Genomic DNA, 19,970 nt, shown 5'->3' with positions numbered 1-19,970 from the left:
CTTACAGCATCTCGCGGCGGACGGTGACCGGCAGCTTGGCTTTCATAGACTGTTGAAATGAGACCAGGGCTCGTTGCTGTTTTTGCAAGAGCATGTCGTCCAACACCCGCTGCTTGGCTTCGGCAGCTTTGGCGGGATCGGTGTCCTGCGGCCTGGTCATGAGAGATTGCCCCTCGGCAATTTCGGCAGGGGTGAGCGCAACAGAATCGCGAACGATCATACGAGCCTTATTGGCCAACACTTCCTGGTGCTGGATCGCCTCGAACGAAGCCGGTGTCAAATGATTGGCCGCCAGGATGCGGCGGTAGAGTTCCGGATCGAAGGCTCCGTTTTTCTGAAAGACCGGAGTTTGCATGATCAGCTCGCGCAAGTCGGCATCGGAGACTCTCACGCCCATTTCTTCAGCGGCGATGATCCAGACGCGACTGTCGACGAGTTGCCCGATGACGAATTCTTTGAACTCTTCCTCTTTGAAGTCACCGGTGACGTTTTCCTTGTAGATGCGACGCATGTTTTCATAGGTGCGTTTAAACTCGTCGAGTGAAACCGATTGCTCCCCGACTTTGGCGACGGGTCCGCCGGTTTGCTCCCCGAATCCCCACCATCCCATCGTAATCACGAAGGCAACAGCCAAAATGCCCATGATGGATTTGAGCAACCAAGGGTAGTTGTGAGATGCGTCGCGCATCGTCTTAATCATGTCGATCCTCTTTTTGTGTAAAATCCAAAGTGTACTTGCGGACAAAACGAAAGGCAAGAGCGGCAATCGGTGAAAAGATCCAGAAACGGGTCCCCCGAATTCGCGTATACTTCCCGTCGATGTCGCAATGAGAGCACTGGACGACTCGCAAGGACACCCAAAAAGAGGCTCTGAAAAAGATTGGTCTTTGTTTGTGCAAGATGATGCGTTTTGTTATACTTTGTCACTAATTAGGTAAGGAGATCCCTTGGCAGGGGAGGGGCTGACCTCGGCGTCGTTTGAATCAAGAGTCTATCCGAAGGCCCATGTCCTGAACCGGTTCATCGCGAAGTTGATCGACCTGTTCATTATTGTCGCCGCAGGCGAAGTCGCTCCTCCGGTCGGCTTTCTTTCCGGTCTGGCCTACATCTTGATCGCCGATGGATTTGCGGGGGGACGAAGTATCGGCAAACGGTTGGTCGGTCTGCAAACCATGCGGTTGGATGGGCGGGATACGGCTGGCTTTCGAGAGTCGATCATCCGGAATCTTCCGTTGGGCGGCGCGCAGATCGCGTATGCGGTCCCATACATTGGATGGCTCGTATCCCTAGCCATTTTAGCCTTCGAAAGTTTTTTGATCATAGGGAATGAGCAGGGTCGTCGACTCGGCGACGAAGTGGCTCGAACGCAGGTGTTGGATGCGGGTCAACTCGCAGTCCCGGATTAGGTAAGATAGAACAAGCGCACAGGCTGGGCGCTGAGTCGTCCGGCCAAGATGAAGGGAGAGACGCCGTGGGGTTTCCGGGAGATGTGTTCGGTTGGTTCTCCGACGACCTAGCGATTGACTTAGGCACTGCGACGACCCTCGTCTATGTCCACGGGAAGGGGATCGTCCTCAACGAACCCTCCGTTGTCGCGGTTGAAAAGAAAAGCGAAAAAGTGCTGGCCGTCGGAACGGACGCCAAAAAAATGCTTGGACGCACGCCGGGCAATATCGTTGCGGTTCGGCCGATGAAGGAAGGCGTGATCGCCGACTTCGAGATGGCCGAACAAATGCTGAAGCATTTCATCCGGAAGGCGCACAATCGCAGCGCGTTTGTTCGACCACGGATCATCATCGGGGTCCCCTCCCGTATCACGCAGGTAGAGCAACGGGCCGTGCGCGACTCCGCCGAATTGGCCGGGGCGCGGGAGGTCTATCTGATTGAAGAGCCTGTCGCCGCGGCCATCGGATCGGGATTGCCGATCACGGAGCCGTCCGGAAACATGGTGGTCGATGTAGGAGGCGGGACGACAGACATCGCCGTCATCTCGTTGGGCGGGATCGTGTACAGCGAATCCGTCAAGGTCGCCGGCGACCGCATGGACGAAGCGATCATGAATTACATCAAGAAAAAGTACAACTTGCTCATCGGGGAGCATATGGCGGAACGGATTAAATTCGAGATTGGGTCCGCCTATCCCTTCGAGGAGCGGAAGACCATGATGATCAAAGGCCGAGATTTGATTTCAGGTATCCCGCGGACATTGGTCATCGATGACGCCGAGGTCCGCGAAGCGCTGCAAGAGCCGATTGGAACGATTGTGAATGCCATCAAGATCGCGTTGGAAAACACTCCGCCCGAACTGGCCGGGGATATTATCGATCGCGGAATCGTGTTGACCGGTGGCGGCTCCCTTCTCAAGGGCATGGACACACGATTCCGTGAAGAAACGAACTTGCCGATCATTACGGTGGACGATCCGCTGACCTCCGTGGTGTTGGGGGTGGGCAAGATTTTGGATGAACTGGATCTGCTCCGGAAGGTATCGGTTATGTCCCAAGCGAATAATCTCCGGTAAGGTCCCATCCCTCATGCGGATGGTCAATTTACGCGCATCGTATAACGCTAAACGTCTTGCCCTCGCTCTCGCCGTCATTCTCGTGCTCGGCTTCCTTCTTGTACCGGGCCAACTTCAGAGCGTCTTTCAGCAGATGGGCAGTCCGGTCGGGTGGGCCCTCAGTTGGCCTCTTCAAGCCGTTGCCGGGATCCATGATCGGATCGCCGACCTCTGGGGCCGGTTTGTGGCGCTCCAGGGGGTCGAAGAAGAAAATAGACAGTTGAGGAGAGAGCTGGATCTACTCAAGGAGCAAAATGGGCAGTTGCAAGAAGCTTCGGCGGCGACGGAGCGGCTTGTGAACCTGCTGGAATTCAAGAAACAAGCGCTTCCCACGCTGGTGGCCGCCCAAGTGATCGGCCGCGATACCGGCAATTGGTACAAGACGATCATCATCAATAAAGGGTCGTCCGATGGCCTCCAGTCGGACCAGGGCGTGATTACGCCCGCCGGTGTGGTCGGTCGCATCGTCAAGACGACTCCATCCACTGCCGTGGTGTTGCTCGTGACGGATCCGAACAATGCGATTGCCGGATTGATCCAGCGAACGCGAGATGAAGGCATTGTCGAAGGAACCACGCAAGGGTTGGCGAGCCTCAAGTATATTCCATTGTTGTCCAGCGCTCGGTCAGGCGATCGTGTGGTCACGTCAGGATTGGTCGGGGGATTCCCCCGTGGCCTGCCGATCGGGACGATCACAAAGATCGACAAGGAAGAGGAAGCGTTGTTCCAATCTGCGGAGCTGTCTCCGGAGGTCGATCCGAATCGTGTCGAGGAAGTGCTGGTAATTCAGTCTTCCGCAGTTCCGACGGAGGGAGCCCAAATCGGCGCTCCGAAGCGGAAGCCATGAAAGCGCTGATTTACATCGCGCTGATCGTCGGTCTTGTCCCGATTCAAGCCGTACTCCTGCCGCATATCAGTTTGTGGGGAGTGAAGCCGGATCTCGGCTTCGTGGTCGTCTGCTTGATCGGCCTCATTGGCGGGGAGCTTGATGGATTGCTGATGGGTCTCGTTCTGGGCTGGGCGATGAGTCTGTTTTCTGCTCAAGATCCGTTCTCTGCGGCAATGATGAAGGGGGCCGTGGGTTTTATGGCCGGTCTGGCCGGCCGGCAAGTGGTCTATCTAAGCCCCGTCGTGCTCGTGATGGGACTTCTCCTCGTCTCGTTTCTCGTCGGACTGGTCACCCCGTTTGCGCTGAAACTCAGTGTGGAACAAGATCTCTGGTGGGCTGTCTGGACCGTTGTGTTGCCGCAAGCCTGTCTCGATGCCGTGATCGGAGGAGCTATTTATTGGCTGATGTGGAGTCGCCTGAATATTGAGCAATGGGTTTCCGAGTATCGGGTCTAGGTATCGTATGGCGAGTGCACACTATCCGGAAACAGAATTCGGTGATCTCCATCGCAGACTCTTCATTCTGCGCGTGGGACTCTTGCTGGTGGTGGCGCTGCTCGGCCTCCGACTGTGGCATTTGCAGATTCGAGAAGGGCCGTACTATCGAGACTTGTCGGAAAACAATCGCACCAGACAGGTGCTGTTGGAACCGGCGCGGGGCCTGATCTACGACCGGCATGGGGTTCTCCTCGCGAATAACGTACCGAGCTTCAGCCTCTATGTCACATTGGAAGACGTGAAGGATCGTGAAGTCTTGATCCAGCAGTTGACCGATCTCCTCGGCCTGGACCCCGCTCTCGTGCGAAAAAAACTGATGATCAGAGGCAGCAAACTGCTTCCCCGTAAGATTAAAGACCGGATGACGTTGCGCGATGCCACGCTGGTCGAATCTCACCGACTCGATATGCCCGGCGTCATGATTCAAGTAGAGTCCCAACGCAACTATCCGGGCGGTGTGACGGCGGCCCATCTCTTGGGCTATGTGGGTGAGATCTCGGCGGATCAACTCGAGAAACCGGAGTTCATCGATCTCCATCAGGGGAGCATCGTGGGGCAATATGGAGTTGAAAAGTCCTACGATCGGCACATGCGTGGACTGGCCGGTCAGAAGAGCGTGGAAGTCGACGCGCTCGGTCATGAAAAGAAAGCTTCGGTCGTCGAGAGGCCGCAAGCGGGGAACGACCTCTATCTCACTATCGACGTGCGTCTCCAGAAACTTGCCGAGGATCTCCTGGGCGTAGAACAGGGCGCCATTGTCGCGCTCGATCCGACCAACGGTGATATTTTGGCCATGGCCAGCCGGCCCGCCTTCGATCCGAACCTCCTGTCGCGAGAACTGACGGCGAAACAATGGGTCGAGATCGTCCAGGATGAAGGGCGTCCGTTGAACAATCGAGCCTCACAGGGGCAGTACCCTCCCGGTTCCACGTTCAAAATCCCGATGGCTATCGCCGCCCTGGAAACCAAGACCATGACACCTTCCAGTACCGTGCACTGTAACGGGGGCTATCAGTTCGGCAAGCGGCTCTATCATGACTGGAAAGTCGGTGGACATGGCTATGTCGATCTCCATGACGCCTTAGTCCATTCCTGTGACGTGTACTTTTATACGATCGGGCAGCGTATGGGGATCGATGTGATGGCGGAGTTCGGAAAGGACTTCGGGCTTGGACGGGCCACGGGAGTGGAATTGCCGTCGGAACGATCCGGTATCATGCCGTCCACCGCCTGGAAGCAAAAAGCCAAGAACGAATCCTGGTTGCCTGGTGAGACCATTTCGGCGGCCATTGGACAGGGCTATGTGACCGTGACGCCATTGCAGATGGCCAGTCTAGTCGGTACGGTCGCCAATGACGGTGTCAGTTATCGTCCCCGCCTCGTGCAGGCAGTCATGGATCGAACGACGGGGAATCTTCAAGAGTTACCGGCCGTTCCACGCGGAAAACTCAACGCCAAGCCGGACACGTTCCGCATCATCAAGGATGCCTTGGCTGACGTCGTCACGAAGGGAACGGCGACGAGGGCGAAGTCCTCCCTGGTGACGATCGGTGGGAAGACAGGGACGGCTCAGGTGGCGGCCCTCAGGACCGGGCCGGAGGAAAACATCCCCAAAAAGTACCGAGACCATGCCTGGTTTGTGGCCTTTGCACCGGTGGAATCGCCGAAGATCGCCGTGGCCGTGCTGGGCGAACATATGGGACACGGTGGAGCCGCCGCAGCCCCACTGGCCAAGGAAGTCATCGAAACATACATGAAGCTCACCCCGCAGGTTCCCGTTGTCACGTCGGATCTTTCCGGCGTGGCCCAGCCGGGGCGCCCCTCGAAAGACTCATGATCGATCGTCTGACTGAGAATCGCGGCCTCGACAGCTTCGATATCCGCTATGTTGCCTTGATTCTGGCCATTCTGGGAATCGGGGTGCTGTCCATTTATAGCGTGACGCAAGGGCAGCAGGGCGGGATCGCGCCGTTCTATCTCAAACAGTTGATGTGGATCGGTTTGGGCGCGGCGGCGTTCATCGTCATGTGGGCGTCGGACTACCATCACCTCGCGCGGTTTGCCTATCCTGCCTATGCGTTTATTCTCCTGATGCTGCTGTTTGTTCTCTTTGAGGGACGCACGAGCAAAGGGGCGCAGCGATGGATCGCACTGGGCCCGCTCAGTTTTCAGCCGTCCGAGTTCGCCAAGCTCATTCTCGTGTTGGTGCTGGCGCATTATTACTCGAAGGCCCCTCGTGTCGGATGGCTGCAGCGCGTCATCCTGCCGGGGCTTTTGGTCCTGCCCGGCCTTCTTCTCATCTTGAAGCAGCCCGATTTAGGGAGTGGACTGAGCTTTGTCGCGGTCTACGCGGCGATGCTGCTCATGGTAGGGGTTCGCTCGCAAGCCTTGGGTTTTATTCTCTTATTTGGGATTATGCTGTTTCCATTTGCCTGGGAGGGGCTGTGGGGGTCCTTGCATGATTATCAGCGACAGCGCATTATGGCGTTCGTCGACCCGGATTATGACCCGGGTGGAAAGGGCTATCATGCCCTACAATCGAAAATTGCAATCGGGTCTGGGGAACTCCTGGGCAAGGGACTTTATGGCGGCACCCAAAGTCAGCTGAAGTTTCTTCCCGAAGGCCACACCGATTTTGTGTTCGCCGTATTTGCGGAAGAATGGGGATTTCTCGGGGTGCTGGTGCTCTTGACATTGTTTATCGGATTGATCTGGTTATCTCTGGAGATCGCCTCCAAGGCGAAGGATCAGCTTGGCGCCTTGCTTGCCGTAGGGATTGTGGCGATGCTGTGCTTCTGCGTCGTGGTCAACATCGGCATGACGGCAGGAATGTTTCCGATCGTCGGCATCCCCTTGCCTCTGGTGAGTTACGGCGGAAGCGCCACGATTATGACCATGGCGGCGTTGGGTTTGCTGTTGAACGTCAAACGAAAGCGGTTAAGCCTATTTTATTGAGCGAAGACCGAACGCGCGGAACAATTATGTCCCACCGTTCGGAGAAGGATATTATCGAACGTCGGCTAAGTGTGCGGGGTGGTATGCGCTGTGGACCTGGGCGTAGGCCCGCGTCCATCGCGTCCTCCGAACTGCGGCGGCGTTCAGATCAAAGGAGTCAGTATGGGAAATGAGATCGCGATAACCGTCTCGCGGGAAGAAACCCGCGTGGCCGTGCTCGACGGCGGGGTCGTCACCGATTTGTTCGGAGACCGCGCCAAGCACAAAGACTTTGTCGGAAACATTTATAAGGGAAGAGTCGCCAAGGTATTGCCCGGAATGCAAGCCGCGTTCGTGGATATCGGCTTGGAAAAAGCCGCGTTCATGCATGTCTCCGATCTCTTGGTTGATGCGGAGCCGGGAGATATGTTGGTCGAGGACGATGAAGACGAAAAAGATTCGGACATGCTGCGGCCCAAACGCCAGAGCGCGAAGCCCATCGAACAGCTGTTGAGTGAAGGCCAAGAGCTGATGGTGCAGATTTCCAAGGGGCCGATCGGCACCAAGGGGTCACGAGTCACGACGTATGTCTCGCTGCCCGGACGATACCTCGTCTTTATGCCGAACGTCGACCATATCGGCGTGTCTCGGCGCATTCCGCGGGATGAAGAACGGGCCAGGCTGAAAGAAATCATGCGCCGGGTTCGCCGCCAGGGTTGCGGGTACATCGTGCGGACGGTGAGTGAAGGCGTCAAAGAAGACGAACTGAAATCCGACGTCGATTTTTTGCACGTGCTCTGGCAGGACGTGTTGACCAAGCGGGAACAATTGCCCGCTCCCGCATTGCTGCATTCGGATTTGAGCCTGAGCTTCCGGGTGGTGAGAGACCTGTTCGGCAAAAAGGTGGATCGACTCTGGATCGATTCGCGGGAGGAATACGAAGCCATTCGGGATTTCGTGCAGCGATTTTCCCCCGAGCAGACCTCACGGATTCATTTTTACGACAAGGAAGAGCCGTTATTCGATCATCTGGGGGTCGAACAGGAAATCGCGCGCGCGATGAGCCGGAAGGTGTGGCTCAAATCGGGCGGCTATCTGGTGATCGATCATACCGAAGCGATGACGGTGATCGACGTCAATACGGGGCGGTTTGTAGGAAAGCGGGATCAGGAAGAGACCATCTTGCGGAACAATCTGGAGGCGGCGAAGGAAGTCGCCTATCAGCTCAAACTGCGCGGCATCGGCGGCATCATCATCGTCGACTTCATCGATATGGAGCGTGAAAAGAATCGGGATAAGGTCTACCACGCGCTGGTGGATGCCATGGCGTCGGATAAGGCGCGGACGAGGATCTCCAGGATCTCGGATCTCGGCTTGATCGAGATTTCCCGCGAGCGTGTCCGGGAGGATCTGTTGCGTTCGCTGTCCGAGCCCTGCCGTTACTGTGAAGGCCGTGGCTATACGAAGTCTCCGACGACCGTGGTGTACGAAATTTTTCGCGAGATCCGACGGATTGAACCCGCGTCCGATCAGCAACGGATTATCGTGGGAGCCCATCCGACGGTGGCCGAGTTGCTGCAAGACGAAGAGCGCCATGGGGTGGAAGTACTGGAGCGCGATTGTTCGGCGAAAATCATCATCACGCCGGATAGTCAATTGCATCTCGAGCAATACGATCTGGTCGTTCTCTAGTCTCGTGCGGTACAGGCCGGCACGTTCCGTCGGAAGCGCGTTCAGCAGGGTGCGACCTTCCTGCCGTTGAGACCAATTCCCCATCGTTCAATGAGACCGACATGGACGAAGCGTCACTGACCTCGTGGCTCACGCTCCAAGCCGTCGACGGCGTCGGGGATCGCACACTCCTCAAATTGGTGCAACGGTTTGGATCTCCCGATGCGGTGCTGTCAGCGGCAATGGACGATTTGAGGTTGGCGGGGTGCAGTCCGGAATTGGCCGAATCGGTGCGGCAGGGGCCCGAGTCGAACATCCGGCGGCAGATCGATCGTCAGGTCAAGATCGTCGGACGCCTGAAGATTCACACGATCACGACCTTTGATCGATCATACCCTGCGCGGCTCAGAGCGATTCCCGATCCCCCGCCGTTGTTGTATGTAAGTGGGACGTTGTTGCCGCAGGACGAGGTGGCGGTGGCGATTGTGGGTGGACGACGGGCCACTCCGTCCGGAAGGATCGTCACGGAAGAGGTTGCGAAAGAACTCGCCGGATGTGGTGTGACGATCGTGAGCGGTCTGGCGCGTGGAATCGATGCGGCGGCGCATCGAGGGGCCCTGGCGGGAAAGGGCCGCACGATTGCCGTATTGGGGTGCGGCATCGATCGGACCTATCCCTCGGAGCACCAGGCGCTCAGGCGGAGCATCGAATCACATGGAGCCGTCATTTCTGAGTTGCCGATCGGCGCGGCTCCGTAAAGTCATCACTTCCCGCGGAGGAATCGGATCATCAGCGGACTCTCGCTGGGCGTGTTGGTCAGTGAAGCGGCGACCAACAGCGGCTCGCTCATTACAGCCAAGTTGGCGCTGGAGCAAGGCCGAGAGGTCTTCGCCGTGCCTGGTTCCATCAAAGAAGAGGCCTGCCGTGGATCGAATCGCCTCATCAAGGAGGGTGCGAAACTGATCGAGGGAGCTCAGGATGTCCTCGATGAGATCCTTCCACAAATCGACGCCCGTCAACGGACGATGCTCCATTTTGATGGTGCAGCGATCGAAGCGGAGGCGCCGCTAGGAACCGACGGTACGTTGGTGTATGAAGCGCTCTCTTATGAGGCGTGTTCCGTTGATGCCGTGATCGAAACGACAGGACTGAGCGCCGCGCAAGTGGCGGCGACGCTGCTGACGCTCGAGTTGAACGGCCGGATTCGCCAGCTGCCTGGCCAACACTACATTCGTCTCTAGCCCGTGTTTTTCTGCGGCGAGCACCATTCTAGTTGCACGAATCCCGGATATTTGGTACGGATGATACAATCCTTGTGAGACAGACGGAGTTGTCATGGCAAAAACTCTGATCATCGTTGAGTCGCCGACGAAAGCCAAAACGATCACGAAGTATCTGGGCCGCGGGTACACCGTGATGGCGTCGGTGGGACACGTCAAGGATCTGCCGACCAGCAAATTGGGTGTCGATCTCGAACACGATTTCGAACCGCAGTACGTCACCATCAAAGGCAAGTCGAAGGTGTTAGCCGAAATCAAGAAGAAGGCTGAGGAGGCAGACAAAGTCTTTCTGGCGCCGGACCCTGACCGAGAAGGAGAGGCGATTGCTTGGCACCTCGAACAGGAGCTGTTGGGCAAATCGAAAAAGAAAAAGAAGGACGGAAAGATTTTCCGGGTCCTGTTCAATGAGATTACGGAATCGGCGATCAAGCGGGCGTTGCAGTCGCCGGGCGAGATCGATATGAAGTTGGTCAATGCGCAGCAAGCGCGCCGTATCTTGGATCGCATCGTCGGCTATCAAGGCAGCCAGTTGCTCTGGAATAAAGTCCGGCGCGGACTCAGCATGGGGCGTGTGCAGTCGGTGGCCATGCGGCTGATCTGCGAACGCGAAGCGGAGCGGGAAGCGTTCAGAACCGAAGAGTACTGGTCGATTACCGCGCTGCTCGCCGGGGCCAATCCTCCCGCATTCGAGGCCAAGCTCCACAGCATGAACGGAGCGGAAGCGTCGATCGAGAACAGTGAGCAAGCTGGCCGGATCGTCGCCGATATTCAAGGGAAGGCATTCGTCGTCCAATCGATCGAGCGTCGGGAAAAGAAGCGCAACCCCGTCGCGCCGTTCATCACGAGCCGTCTGCAGCAGGAAGCGGCGCGAAAACTGCACTTCTCGCCCAAGAAAACAATGACGCTCGCACAGCAACTGTATGAAGGGATCGAAATCGGCGCAGAAGGCGCGACGGGTCTCATCACCTATATGAGAACCGACTCGCCTCGCATCTCGAATGAGGCGACGGCCGATGCGCGCGAGGTAATTCAGTCGCGCTTCGGCGCGCAATATCTTCCCGCGACGCCCAATGTCTATAAGACGTCGAAGGCGGCCCAAGAAGCCCATGAAGCGATCCGGCCGACCTCGGCGGGACGCGACCCTGAATCGATCCGCCAGTATTTGGATCAGGATCAATACAATCTCTACAAGTTGATCTGGAATCGATTCATCGCCTCGCAGATGGTTCCGGCGATTTTGGACGTGACCCGCATCGATTCAACACCGGTTGAGACCAAGGAAAATTATCTCTTCCGTTCCACCGGGACCGTCGTGAAGTTCCCCGGGCACACGATCGTCTATATGGAAGGGATCGATAGGGAATTGCCTTCACAGAAACCGAAGGCCGATCAGGAGGCGGATGATGACGAGCGCCAGCTGCCGGCTCTGTCCGAAGGAGAGCGGTTGCGGCTCGCCGAGCAGGAAGGGCAGTCGGCTCCGGGTCTGACCTCGAAGCAGCATTTCACGCAGCCGCCGCCCCGATATAACGAAGCCCTCCTGATCAAGGAACTGGAGGAAAAAGGGATTGGGCGTCCGTCCACCTACGCCACGATCATCTCCACGATCCAAGACCGCAAATATGTCGAAAAGACCGAAGGGCGGTTCATCCCGACGGAAACGGGCCGCACGGTCAACGATTTCCTTTTGAAGGGATTTCCGGCCGTCGTCGATGTCGATTTTACGTCGCACTTGGAAGCAGAGCTCGACGAAGTGGAGGAAGGCAACAAACAATGGGTCGATTCAGTGCGGGACTTTTACAACCCGTTTGCGGCGGATCTGGAGAAGGCCAAGACGATTCCCGGCCCCAAGGATACGGTCGAGCCTCCGACGAACATCCCATGCGAGAAGTGCGGCCGGATGATGGAAATCAAATGGGGACGGAACGGCAAGTTCCTCGCTTGCCCGGCGTACAAAGACGATCCGCCCTGCAAGAATACGCAGAACTTTGAAAAGCTGCCGGACGGCACCATCAAGATCGTGCCCAAGCAGGAGCTTACGACCGATCAGGTCTGCGATAAATGCGGCAGTCCAATGGTCGTCAAGACAGGACGTTTCGGCAAGTTCATCGCCTGTTCCGGCTATCCGCAGTGCAAGACCACGAAAGCCCTGGCGTTGGGTGTCAAATGTCCGCAGCCCGACTGCGGCGGTGATCTCGTGCAGAAGCGAACGCGCAAAGGCCGATCGTTCTTCGCCTGCAGTAACTATCCCAAGTGTGAATATGCTCTCTGGGACCGTCCTGTGCCCAAGGCTTGCCCAACCTGCCAAGCTCCATTCTTGATAGAAAAAGTCAGTAAGCAAGACGGCCGGAGCGTTCAATGCCGCAATCAGGACTGCGGCTACCGCGAAGCCGGGTGACGACTCGAATGGTCCTTCCATCTTCCTCGCAGTCCGTCAATCGCCACACCTCGTATTTCACGTGAACGACGATTAACCCGGCAAGATCGATGTCCATTCATCCCATCCGCGCCGTGGCGCTGTCGTTGTGTGTGGGCCTGGCCTGGCTGTCACCGGTTTCAGCAGAAGCACCATCCCCTAACATGGACGGAAAGCAGAGTGTCGGGTTCGTGGTCGGCGGAATGCTCCCTGTTCGACTGATGGATGCGCAATCGTCGAAGTTGAACGGGGTGGCCGTGCATCCCTCGTGGCAAATCGTGCTGACCGATACGATCGGTGACGGGTGGTGGAGCGGCTCGATTGCGCTTGGGGCCGAGTTGGCGCTGTTAGGAATCACCCAACCGACCGGCGCGTACGGCGTGGGTGTGACGCCCAAGATCGTCTATACGTTCACTTCGTTTGGTCGGTTGAAGCCCTATGTCGAGGGCGGCGGTGGTCCGCTCTGGACGAATTTCGACGGCCGTATTCCCGAACAAGGAACGGATTTCAATTTTCTGGTCTGGGGCGGCACGGGCGCAAACTGGGAGCTGACCGCACGATGGTCGCTCAATGCCGGAGTCCGGTTCAGCCACATTTCCAATGCCGATACCGGTAGTCCGAATCGTGGGCTCAATTACCTCCTGCCGTTTATCGGAATCTCCACGAAGCTCTTCTAGGGTTACCTGAGAAAAAGCTCCAACGTTTCTGCTGCTACACCGCGCACTGTGACTGTCTCATTGGACAAAAATCCTTTGTGAGCCGGATTTTTGTCCGAATCCGACTAGGATTTTTCCGAGTCTTCCCTTCTCATCGATAGGCATTATTGTGATTGTAAATAGGTTGATACAGATGAGTCAGGCAATATCCAGGAGCGAAGACGTGGAGGACGGCGGCGAACGTGAGAGTCGGGGCTGGTATCTGATCCGCACCAGGGACTTTGGGCTGTTATGGTGGGGACAGGTCGTCTCTCAAATTGGGGAAGGGCTCAATAAAGTCGCTCTACTCTGGTTTGTGTATACCCTCACCGGTTCGGCCCTGAAAGTGACGATCGTCGGATTGCTCCAAACCGTTCCGCCTTTGCTGTTGGGCCCCGTCATCGGTGTTTTTCTTGATCGCCTGCCGAAGAAGACCGTGATGGTGTGGGTAGACTTGATTCGTGCCTTCATGACCTTTCTCATTCCGGCGCTATTTGCTCTCGATCTCCTTTCCCTTGAAGGCTTGTATGTGTTGATCTTCTTGACATCGATTGTCTCGACTATCTTTGGACCGGCCTTGGTGTCAGCTGTCCCGCGCCTGGTCCGTCCGTCCGAATTGGTGAGAGCAAATGCCTTGATTCAAGGCACGAATAACATTGGGTTGTTACTGGGACCCGCGATCAGCGGCGTGCTCATCGCGATGATAGGCGTCGAGAATGTCCTGTATGTGAATTCGGTCACCTTCCTCGTCTCGGCCTTGTGTCTCATCCCCATGCGATTGCATGAAACGCTCAAGATCGATAAAGAAGCCGGCAACAAGTCTCCCTCAGTGCTGGATGATTTGATCGTCGGATTTCGATTCGTCTTCGGCACACAATCGACGGTGTTCCTTCTGGTCGTGATCTCGGCCTTGTACAATCTGGGTGCGAGCGCGTTTGTGTTCATTCTGCCGGTGTATGCGAAAGAGTTTCTCCAGGTCGGTCCGGTTCAACTGGGCTGGCTCTGGTCCGGTCTCGGGGTCGGTATGCTGGCGGTGTCCACATGGCTCGCCTCGAGGCACCAGGGAGATCTGCACAGCCGTTTGCGCCTCATTGCTCGTGGCATGACGGTGGGGGGACTGGCGGTCTGCAGTCTGAGCCTGCTCGAGACGCCGTTGGTCGCGACGGCGGTGGTGGTTGTAGTCGGTGGGAGCACGGCGATCATGAATCCCGTCGTATGGGCGTTGCTTCAAGAGACTACTCCGGAACACTTGATGGGACGCGTGCTCACGACGTTCAGCACGGGATCGATGGCCACCGCGATGGCCGGGATGACCGGTTTTGGATGGATTGCGGAGACCGTCGGCCCGGCGCAAAGCCTTATCGGACTTGGTTTGGTCCTGTTACTGACGGCAGCCGTTGCGATCCGGTTCATGCGCCGGGCGGTCATGACTCAACAGGTTGCGACCTAGACTTTGAATCAGCTTGCGCGGCGCCCCAGTCGTTTCACTCATCGTTCCGCCTTCCTATCCGCTCCATTCCGATATAACCTTTACGATTGATCAGGAGGAAGAGAAGTCTTGTATGACGGAACGTTCAATCATCCGTCGCAGACAATGGCTCCTCACGCGTGATTTCAGTCTGGTGTGGTGGAGCCAGGTACTGTCGCAGGTGGCCGACGGTGTCAGCAAGTTGGCTCTCCTGTGGTTTGTCTATTCCATCACCGGGTCGGCGCTGAAGACCACGGTCATCGGCCTCATGCAAACATTGCCTCCGATCGTCTTCGGACCCGTGATCGGCGTGGTGGTCGATCGATTGCCCAAGAAGGCCATCCTGATCGGCAGCGACCTGGCCAGAGCCCTCTTGATCGGCTTGATCCCCTGTTGGGTATCTGTCGAATCGTTTACGATCCAATCGCTCTATGTGCTGACGTTCCTTTACGGGATTGCCACTGCCATGTTCGTGCCGACACTGTCCTCGTCGGTGCCGCTCATGGTGAAGAAAGAACAGTTGACCGCTGCCAATGCCCTCCTCCAAGGCACGACGAGCCTCGGCATCGTCATCGGCCCGGTCATCAGCGGACTGGGGATAGCCTTTACCGGGTCTCAGGATGTGCTCTGTCTCAATGCGGTGACCTATCTGGCGTCCGCGGCATTCCTGTTCCCTCTTCGACTTTCAGCAGGGATGACGACTGCTCCGTCGGCGAGACCGCGAACCACGGCGATTCAGGATCTGTTCGACGGTATTCGCTATACGTTGATATCTCGGCGCACCATTCTGGTGTTGATCCTATTGGCCTCGCTCTATACGTTTGGCAGCGGAGCATTCACCACACTGTTTCCGGTGTTCGGAAAGGCGCTCCTTTCACTCGGTCCGATAGAGGTGGGATACCTCTGGTCTTGGCTCGGCGTGGGCTTCCTCCTCATATCGCTCTGTCTCGTGAGGTTCACCGAATGGGATCTTCGGCGCCGGATCTCGATCATCACGTGGTCGAGTGTCGTCGGGGGGTTAGCGTTGTGCGCGCTGGTCTGGACTTCGAACATCGTGGTGGCCACCCTGCTCGTGGTGTTGGTCGGTATGGGGTTGGGGACCTGGACACCGATCGCTTGGGGGATCATCCAGGAAATCTCGCCCGCCCACATGGTGGGGCGGGTCATGGCGCTCTACACGGCGATTGCCACGGCCACATCTATGGCGGGCATGACCTTCTTCGGTTGGCTCATCGACATATCCAGCGAGTCCGTAAGTCTGGTCGGCATCGGCGCAGTCCTGCTTGCCCTCGCGACATCCAGCGTGTGGTTTCGCCGACGTGTCGAGGAAGAGCACCTTTCAGTCGGGTAGTGCGTCTTCCGTTCATTACATCCCCTCAATCCGAATTCCGAAGCTGAGCGGCAATAGCCTGCATTTACTCTCCTGGCTCATGTCTGCCCGTGATATATAGGTGACGGTCGCAGGCAAGCCGAGCGACGATTTACCGCCTGGAACGTTGAACAGTATCTTCAAGCAAGCTGGGTGGAAGAAGTAGAGGACTTATCATGCGCTATGCGATTGTGATCGAAAAAGCTCCTCAGAACTATGCCGCCTATGTGCCGGACTTGCCTGGATGCGTGGCAACTGGAGCGACGATTGAAGAAACTGAAACCATGATCCGCGAGGCTATCGAATTCCATCTGGAAGGCCTTCGTGCCGACAGCCTACCCATTCCTCCACCCAGCAGCCAAGTGGAGTACATCGAAGTCTCTGCCTAACAGGTCACTGCCTCCGCTTCCGACCCTCATTCTTGACGCCGTTTCCTGCACATTCGATAATGCGCCGGTTCTGGGAGGGCGCATGAGGGGAGTCGGTCGAGTCGCATGTCTGACAGTTGCACTGATCGGCGTGAGTTTCATTGCGGCCTGTGGTGAGTCCTTCAGTGCGCCGCATTGCGAAGCCAATGCTGCCGGGAACCCGCAAGCACTTCAATCCCTCAGTGCCCTGCTCAGTAAGAATCGGGACAACACCCCGGCGCTCCTTGCCCGTGCCCGCTGCCAGTATTTCCTTGGAAACTACGTCCAGGCCGCTCAGGATGCGAGTGACGTTCTCCGGCGCGAGCCGAAGCAGGCTGAGGCCCATCTTGTGCGCGGAAAATCCTTGAAGATGCTCGGCCAAATTCCACAGGCCCTTCAAGATTACAGCGCTGCGATCACCCTCCGTCCCACCGCCGAGGCCTATTATGGACGAGGGCTCACCTATCTGCGGGAGTTTCGAGGAGCGAAGCACCGAGAGGCGCTGAACGATTTCACCGAAGCGATCAAGCTCGATGCCGACCACGTCGGCGCCCATCTCTACCGCGCCCAAGCCTATAGTCATCTCGAACAGTATCAACAGGCGCTCCAGGATTCAGAAATCGTCCTGAAACTCGATCCGGACACACCCAACGCCTACTGTAACGTCGGCTTCGCCCACTATGCCCTTGGCCACGATCAGGAAGGCCGGCAATTTCTGAATACCTGTTACCAGAAGGATCCCGATCCCCAAACGCGCGGATACTATGAAACGGAAGTGAACAAAGTGCTGTCTGCGAGGCAGCCGCGAAGAGGAGGGGGCGGCGGGTACGATTCAGGCGGCGGCGGGAAAACGCCCTACGATCAAGAAATGGAACGGCAGCAACGGGTCATCGACAGCCTCAGGAATTCAGGATTCGACAGCCGCGCCGAAGCCTGCCGGATGGATAGTTCGAAGTGTTGAATGGGATGGTAAGGGAATTCTTGGGCCAACGATGTTTCTCGGCACTACTATATTGTGCAGTAGACCGCAAAGCAGGCAGAACCACAGATAAGTTGCGTCCGCTGATTAAGACTCAGCGGACTGCCTGAGCTTACGGTCGTCGTTGCTTTGTCGCAATTTATCCTCTTGCTCTGCCTCCATGTCACACCCTCCAGCATCAGCTATTCCCCTCGGTTCCGTTCTTGGTGCTATGCGCAACACCCTAAATTCTTTTGGTGCGCCAGACGAAATATCCTTCGGTGAATGGATGACAGGGACAGTGAGAGAACTTTCTCGCCTCGGACATACTTTTGAACCCACTGATGATTTCAATGCAGCATGGCAAGGGCTGGGAGAAAGGAATCCGTTAAAAGTTGCACTCATAGAAGGGGTATTCGCAGCTTTTGAGTCTGGGGTATATCGTCCCTTGGCCAAGCATACCCAAACACCGAGACCGGTTCCGCATCTCTGAAAAGGGTAAACGGTGGGCACAATCTGAAGGTCTTGTGCCTGATTGGGGCATCTAGCGTAATAAGGCAGATTACCCTACCTCCTTCAGCTTCACCCTCTCAGCTTTTCCATCTGCTTGCCGGAAAGGCGTACGACATCATTGACTGGGGCCAAGCTGGTGCCAAAGATAGTGCATGCCGAGATTGCGACACTATTCTCGCGTTTGATTGAAGCGCTGCATCTGAATGCCGATTCTCGGATTATTCATGCGCTGGGGCTGAAAGTAGAGGCCTTGCATCCGCACAGTGTCCTCATGGCGGGGCGCAGGCTGTTCGGTGCGGGTCCTAGAGTAAATACCGGTCGATATTGAGTGCTCCATGGAAGACGCCGATGATGTCAATCGCGTCTGAGTTCTTGATCAGGTAAGCGATACGATAATGTCCGTGAAGCAGAATACGGATGTGTCGGTCTGGCTTCTGCCAGTAGCGGTATCCTGATTCTGGAAATTCTCGAAGGATTTCGGCTTTCAGATAGATGGTTTCGATAGTTTGGGCGGCAGCGGATGGATTATCAAGTGCGATGTAGTCGTAAATGTCACGCAGCCATCGTTCGGCTTCGGCGGTCCATGTCAGCTCTGCCATGTCTTGATGCGTCGTCCCATCTCGTCATGGCTGACTGTCTTTCCTGCGTCAGAGTCAGCAAGTCCTCTATCGATCATTCTTGCGAACGCTAATTCTCGTAGAAGCTCATCATAGGAGCTGTCATCCGGCTGATCTTGAAGGATCTTGGCGATCTGTTCTTTTGCGGAGGGCATGATCACCTCTTAGAGAGACGTCGATTTCTACTGTCGACAGTTACAAGGATAGCGGTAAGCCTCCCGTTTTACAAGCGACTAGGCCTCATGTTCTCGGATCATTCATGCGTTGGTGCGGTGAGAGCGGGGGCTTACGTAAGAAGGGTTCATCCTGTGGGATGGAGAGAGGGATCGGTGAGCGCCGCTTTCTAGGAAGAGGCGAGGACTCCGGCAATACAACCGGTCAGCAACGTCGTCAAATAGGCGGTCCACAAGGCGCGCAGCCCGAGGACCGAGATATCTTTTGCCCTATGCGGCACCAAGGCGGAGATGCCGCCGACAAAGATGCCCATGCTCGCCACATGCACGAATCCGCAGAGGGCATAGGTCATGGCTGTGAGGGACCGTGGAGAGAGCGGCGGCGGAGACGCGGATTGCACCGCGGCCAACTTGAAATAGGCCGCGACTTCCGTCTCGATAAACCGCGACCCCAGCAAGTCCGCGCCGATCTGCCATTCCTCCGGACGGAGACCGAGGAGAACGGCGAATGGCCAGGTCAGCCAGGCGAGGACCCGTGTGGCGGAGAGAGGCACTCCTCCGATCGCAGGAAGCTGGGCCAGCGCCAAATCTACCAACGCTTCCAATCCAAGAAACACGATCAGCAACGCGGCAATGCCGACCGCCATTTTCATTCCCTGCCCCGCCCCGTCGATCAAGGCGACAATGAGGTTGGAGGGCGGCTGGATTGTTTCACCGTTGGATAAAGGCGATGGGTTCGGGTCGGTGGGAACCGCAGGCACGCCGCCCAACGTCACGGGCTGTCCATCTTCGGGCCACGTGAGTTTACTGATGAGAACCGCACAAGGAATAGAAATCACCGACGCAGAAATCAAATGCCCTGCGATCTGAGGCACCACATGCTGCAGAGCCGACACGTAGATGCCCATGACCGTGCTCGCCACGGTCGCCATCATGCACGTCAGCACCAAGAGCAGTTCCGATTGCGTCATGGCTGTGAGGTAGGGACGAACAATCAAGCCCGCCTCGATGCCGACGAAGATATTCGCTGCGCCGGACAGAGACTCGGCTCCCGATAAGCCCATGGTCCGGTAAAAGAGCCGGGCAAACAGACCCACGATCGCTTGCATGACGCCCAAATAGTACAGACCTGCCATCAATGCGGCAAAGAACACGACCGCCGGCAGCGCTTGCGCAGCTAGGATAAAGCCCACTGAGACTGTCCCATCTGGGAGTCTCTGGCCTGGGTCGAGCGCGAGCGGACCGAGTAGGAAGAGTGTGCCCTTGTGCGAGGCGTGGAGCACCGCGACCACCATATCGTTAATGATGCTCCAGAACCAGCGGGAGCCTGGAAACCAAAAGGACACGATGCCGAGTCCCCAGGCTAAGACCGCGCTGCCGCCAATCGTCGTCCAGTTCGGTCGACTGCGCTTCCCCGTCAGCCAAGCCAGCAATGCGATCGTCATGAATCCAATACACGCCAGCAGGCGATACGGCCATTCCTCCACCGTCATGTCCTCCTTCCGATGAAGGCCCGGCGGAGGCTA

General features: G+C 56.9%; 18 protein-coding genes and 1 pseudogene. 15 read left to right on the top strand and 4 right to left on the bottom strand.

Annotation, left to right across the window (positions count from 1 at the left end; all coding sequences use genetic code 11):
• Position 1: 1 nt before the first annotated feature.
• A complete protein-coding gene (locus H8K03_06365) occupies positions 2–700 on the bottom strand; it encodes a SurA N-terminal domain-containing protein (protein ID UVT21527.1) in 699 nt (232 codons plus the stop codon).
• A gap of 247 nt (positions 701–947) precedes the next feature.
• Between H8K03_06365 and H8K03_06360 the strand changes: the two genes are divergently transcribed.
• The 15 genes and pseudogenes from H8K03_06360 to H8K03_06290 all read left to right on the top strand — a co-directional run bounded on the left by H8K03_06360 (position 948) and on the right by H8K03_06290 (position 17,144).
• On the top strand, positions 948–1,406 hold the full coding sequence (locus H8K03_06360) for an RDD family protein (GenBank protein ID UVT21526.1): 459 nt from the start codon (positions 948–950) through the stop codon (positions 1,404–1,406).
• 83 nt (positions 1,407–1,489) lie between these two features.
• Positions 1,490–2,521 (top strand): rod shape-determining protein, encoded by a 1,032-nt coding sequence (locus H8K03_06355; GenBank protein UVT22391.1) that lies wholly within the window; start codon positions 1,490–1,492, stop codon positions 2,519–2,521.
• 13 nt (positions 2,522–2,534) lie between these two features.
• Positions 2,535–3,407 (top strand): rod shape-determining protein MreC, encoded by an 873-nt coding sequence (gene mreC, locus H8K03_06350; GenBank protein ID UVT21525.1) that lies wholly within the window; start codon positions 2,535–2,537, stop codon positions 3,405–3,407.
• A complete protein-coding gene (locus H8K03_06345) occupies positions 3,404–3,904 on the top strand; it encodes a hypothetical protein (protein UVT21524.1) in 501 nt (166 codons plus the stop codon). Before mreC ends, H8K03_06345 begins: the two co-directional genes overlap by 4 nt.
• 7 nt (positions 3,905–3,911) lie before the next feature.
• On the top strand, positions 3,912–5,783 hold the full coding sequence (mrdA, locus tag H8K03_06340; GenBank protein UVT21523.1) for a penicillin-binding protein 2: 1,872 nt from the start codon (positions 3,912–3,914) through the stop codon (positions 5,781–5,783).
• A complete protein-coding gene (gene rodA / locus H8K03_06335; protein UVT21522.1) occupies positions 5,780–6,901 on the top strand; it encodes a rod shape-determining protein RodA in 1,122 nt (373 codons plus the stop codon). The genes mrdA and rodA overlap by 4 nt, the downstream gene beginning before the upstream one ends.
• Before the next feature lie 162 nt (positions 6,902–7,063).
• Positions 7,064–8,572: an Rne/Rng family ribonuclease gene (locus H8K03_06330; protein ID UVT21521.1), complete on the top strand. Its 1,509-nt coding sequence runs from the start codon at positions 7,064–7,066 to the stop codon at positions 8,570–8,572.
• A gap of 101 nt (positions 8,573–8,673) precedes the next feature.
• Positions 8,674–9,792, top strand: a pseudogene (gene dprA, locus H8K03_06325) (DNA-protecting protein DprA).
• A 94-nt stretch (positions 9,793–9,886) separates the two neighbouring features.
• Positions 9,887–12,226 carry a type I DNA topoisomerase gene (gene topA / locus H8K03_06320; GenBank protein UVT21520.1) on the top strand — a complete coding sequence of 780 codons (2,340 nt, stop codon included), beginning with the start codon at positions 9,887–9,889 and terminating at the stop codon, positions 12,224–12,226.
• Between the two features lie 89 nt (positions 12,227–12,315).
• Positions 12,316–12,921 (top strand): acyloxyacyl hydrolase, encoded by a 606-nt coding sequence (locus H8K03_06315; GenBank protein ID UVT21519.1) that lies wholly within the window; start codon positions 12,316–12,318, stop codon positions 12,919–12,921.
• A gap of 172 nt (positions 12,922–13,093) precedes the next feature.
• A complete protein-coding gene (locus H8K03_06310; GenBank protein UVT21518.1) occupies positions 13,094–14,389 on the top strand; it encodes an MFS transporter in 1,296 nt (431 codons plus the stop codon).
• Positions 14,390–14,501: 112 nt separating this feature from the next.
• Complete coding sequence (locus H8K03_06305) at positions 14,502–15,758, top strand: MFS transporter (protein UVT21517.1); 1,257 nt, start codon at positions 14,502–14,504, stop codon at positions 15,756–15,758.
• Between the two features lie 100 nt (positions 15,759–15,858).
• Entirely contained in the window at positions 15,859–15,942 is an 84-nt protein-coding gene (locus tag H8K03_06300; GenBank protein ID UVT22390.1) for a type II toxin-antitoxin system HicA family toxin, read from the top strand.
• 10 nt (positions 15,943–15,952) lie between these two features.
• Positions 15,953–16,165, top strand: coding sequence for a type II toxin-antitoxin system HicB family antitoxin (locus H8K03_06295; GenBank protein ID UVT21516.1), 213 nt, complete (start codon positions 15,953–15,955; stop codon positions 16,163–16,165).
• Between the two features lie 82 nt (positions 16,166–16,247).
• Positions 16,248–17,144, top strand: a complete 897-nt coding sequence (locus tag H8K03_06290) for a tetratricopeptide repeat protein (protein UVT21515.1) — start codon at positions 16,248–16,250, stop codon at positions 17,142–17,144.
• A gap of 812 nt (positions 17,145–17,956) precedes the next feature.
• Here H8K03_06290 and H8K03_06285 read toward each other — a convergent pair.
• The 3 genes from H8K03_06285 to H8K03_06275 all read right to left on the bottom strand — a co-directional run bounded on the left by H8K03_06285 (position 17,957) and on the right by H8K03_06275 (position 19,931).
• On the bottom strand, positions 17,957–18,253 hold the full coding sequence (locus H8K03_06285) for a type II toxin-antitoxin system RelE/ParE family toxin (protein ID UVT21514.1): 297 nt from the start codon (positions 18,251–18,253) through the stop codon (positions 17,957–17,959).
• Positions 18,241–18,426 carry a hypothetical protein gene (locus tag H8K03_06280; GenBank protein ID UVT21513.1) on the bottom strand — a complete coding sequence of 62 codons (186 nt, stop codon included), beginning with the start codon at positions 18,424–18,426 and terminating at the stop codon, positions 18,241–18,243. The genes H8K03_06285 and H8K03_06280 overlap by 13 nt, the downstream gene beginning before the upstream one ends.
• Positions 18,427–18,614: 188 nt before the next feature.
• The gene (locus tag H8K03_06275; GenBank protein ID UVT22389.1) at positions 18,615–19,931 is read right to left on the bottom strand and encodes a nucleoside permease nupX; all 1,317 of its coding nucleotides are present in this window, start codon (positions 19,929–19,931) and stop codon (positions 18,615–18,617) included.
• Positions 19,932–19,970: the final 39 nt, after the last annotated feature.

Origin of the sequence: Nitrospira sp. (assembly GCA_024760545.1) — a bacterium.
Lineage (GTDB): Bacteria > Nitrospirota > Nitrospiria > Nitrospirales > Nitrospiraceae > Nitrospira_D.
Note: the sequence above shows the minus strand (reverse complement) of the source record. Positions and strands in the feature narration are given on the sequence as shown.

Coding starts and splice junctions, on each gene's coding strand:
- H8K03_06295 (UVT21516.1), top strand. CDS start 15,953: ATGCGCTATGCGATTGTGATCGAAAAAGCTCCTCAGAACTATGCCGCC.
- H8K03_06290 (UVT21515.1), top strand. CDS start 16,248: ATGAGGGGAGTCGGTCGAGTCGCATGTCTGACAGTTGCACTGATCGGC.
- H8K03_06305 (UVT21517.1), top strand. CDS start 14,502: ATGACGGAACGTTCAATCATCCGTCGCAGACAATGGCTCCTCACGCGT.
- H8K03_06315 (UVT21519.1), top strand. CDS start 12,316: ATGTCCATTCATCCCATCCGCGCCGTGGCGCTGTCGTTGTGTGTGGGC.
- rodA (UVT21522.1), top strand. CDS start 5,780: ATGATCGATCGTCTGACTGAGAATCGCGGCCTCGACAGCTTCGATATC.
- mreC (UVT21525.1), top strand. CDS start 2,535: ATGCGGATGGTCAATTTACGCGCATCGTATAACGCTAAACGTCTTGCC.
- mrdA (UVT21523.1), top strand. CDS start 3,912: ATGGCGAGTGCACACTATCCGGAAACAGAATTCGGTGATCTCCATCGC.
- H8K03_06285 (UVT21514.1), bottom strand. CDS start 18,253: ATGGCAGAGCTGACATGGACCGCCGAAGCCGAACGATGGCTGCGTGAC.
- H8K03_06345 (UVT21524.1), top strand. CDS start 3,404: ATGAAAGCGCTGATTTACATCGCGCTGATCGTCGGTCTTGTCCCGATT.
- H8K03_06365 (UVT21527.1), bottom strand. CDS start 700: ATGATTAAGACGATGCGCGACGCATCTCACAACTACCCTTGGTTGCTC.
- H8K03_06330 (UVT21521.1), top strand. CDS start 7,064: ATGGGAAATGAGATCGCGATAACCGTCTCGCGGGAAGAAACCCGCGTG.
- H8K03_06310 (UVT21518.1), top strand. CDS start 13,094: ATGAGTCAGGCAATATCCAGGAGCGAAGACGTGGAGGACGGCGGCGAA.
- H8K03_06280 (UVT21513.1), bottom strand. CDS start 18,426: ATGCCCTCCGCAAAAGAACAGATCGCCAAGATCCTTCAAGATCAGCCG.
- topA (UVT21520.1), top strand. CDS start 9,887: ATGGCAAAAACTCTGATCATCGTTGAGTCGCCGACGAAAGCCAAAACG.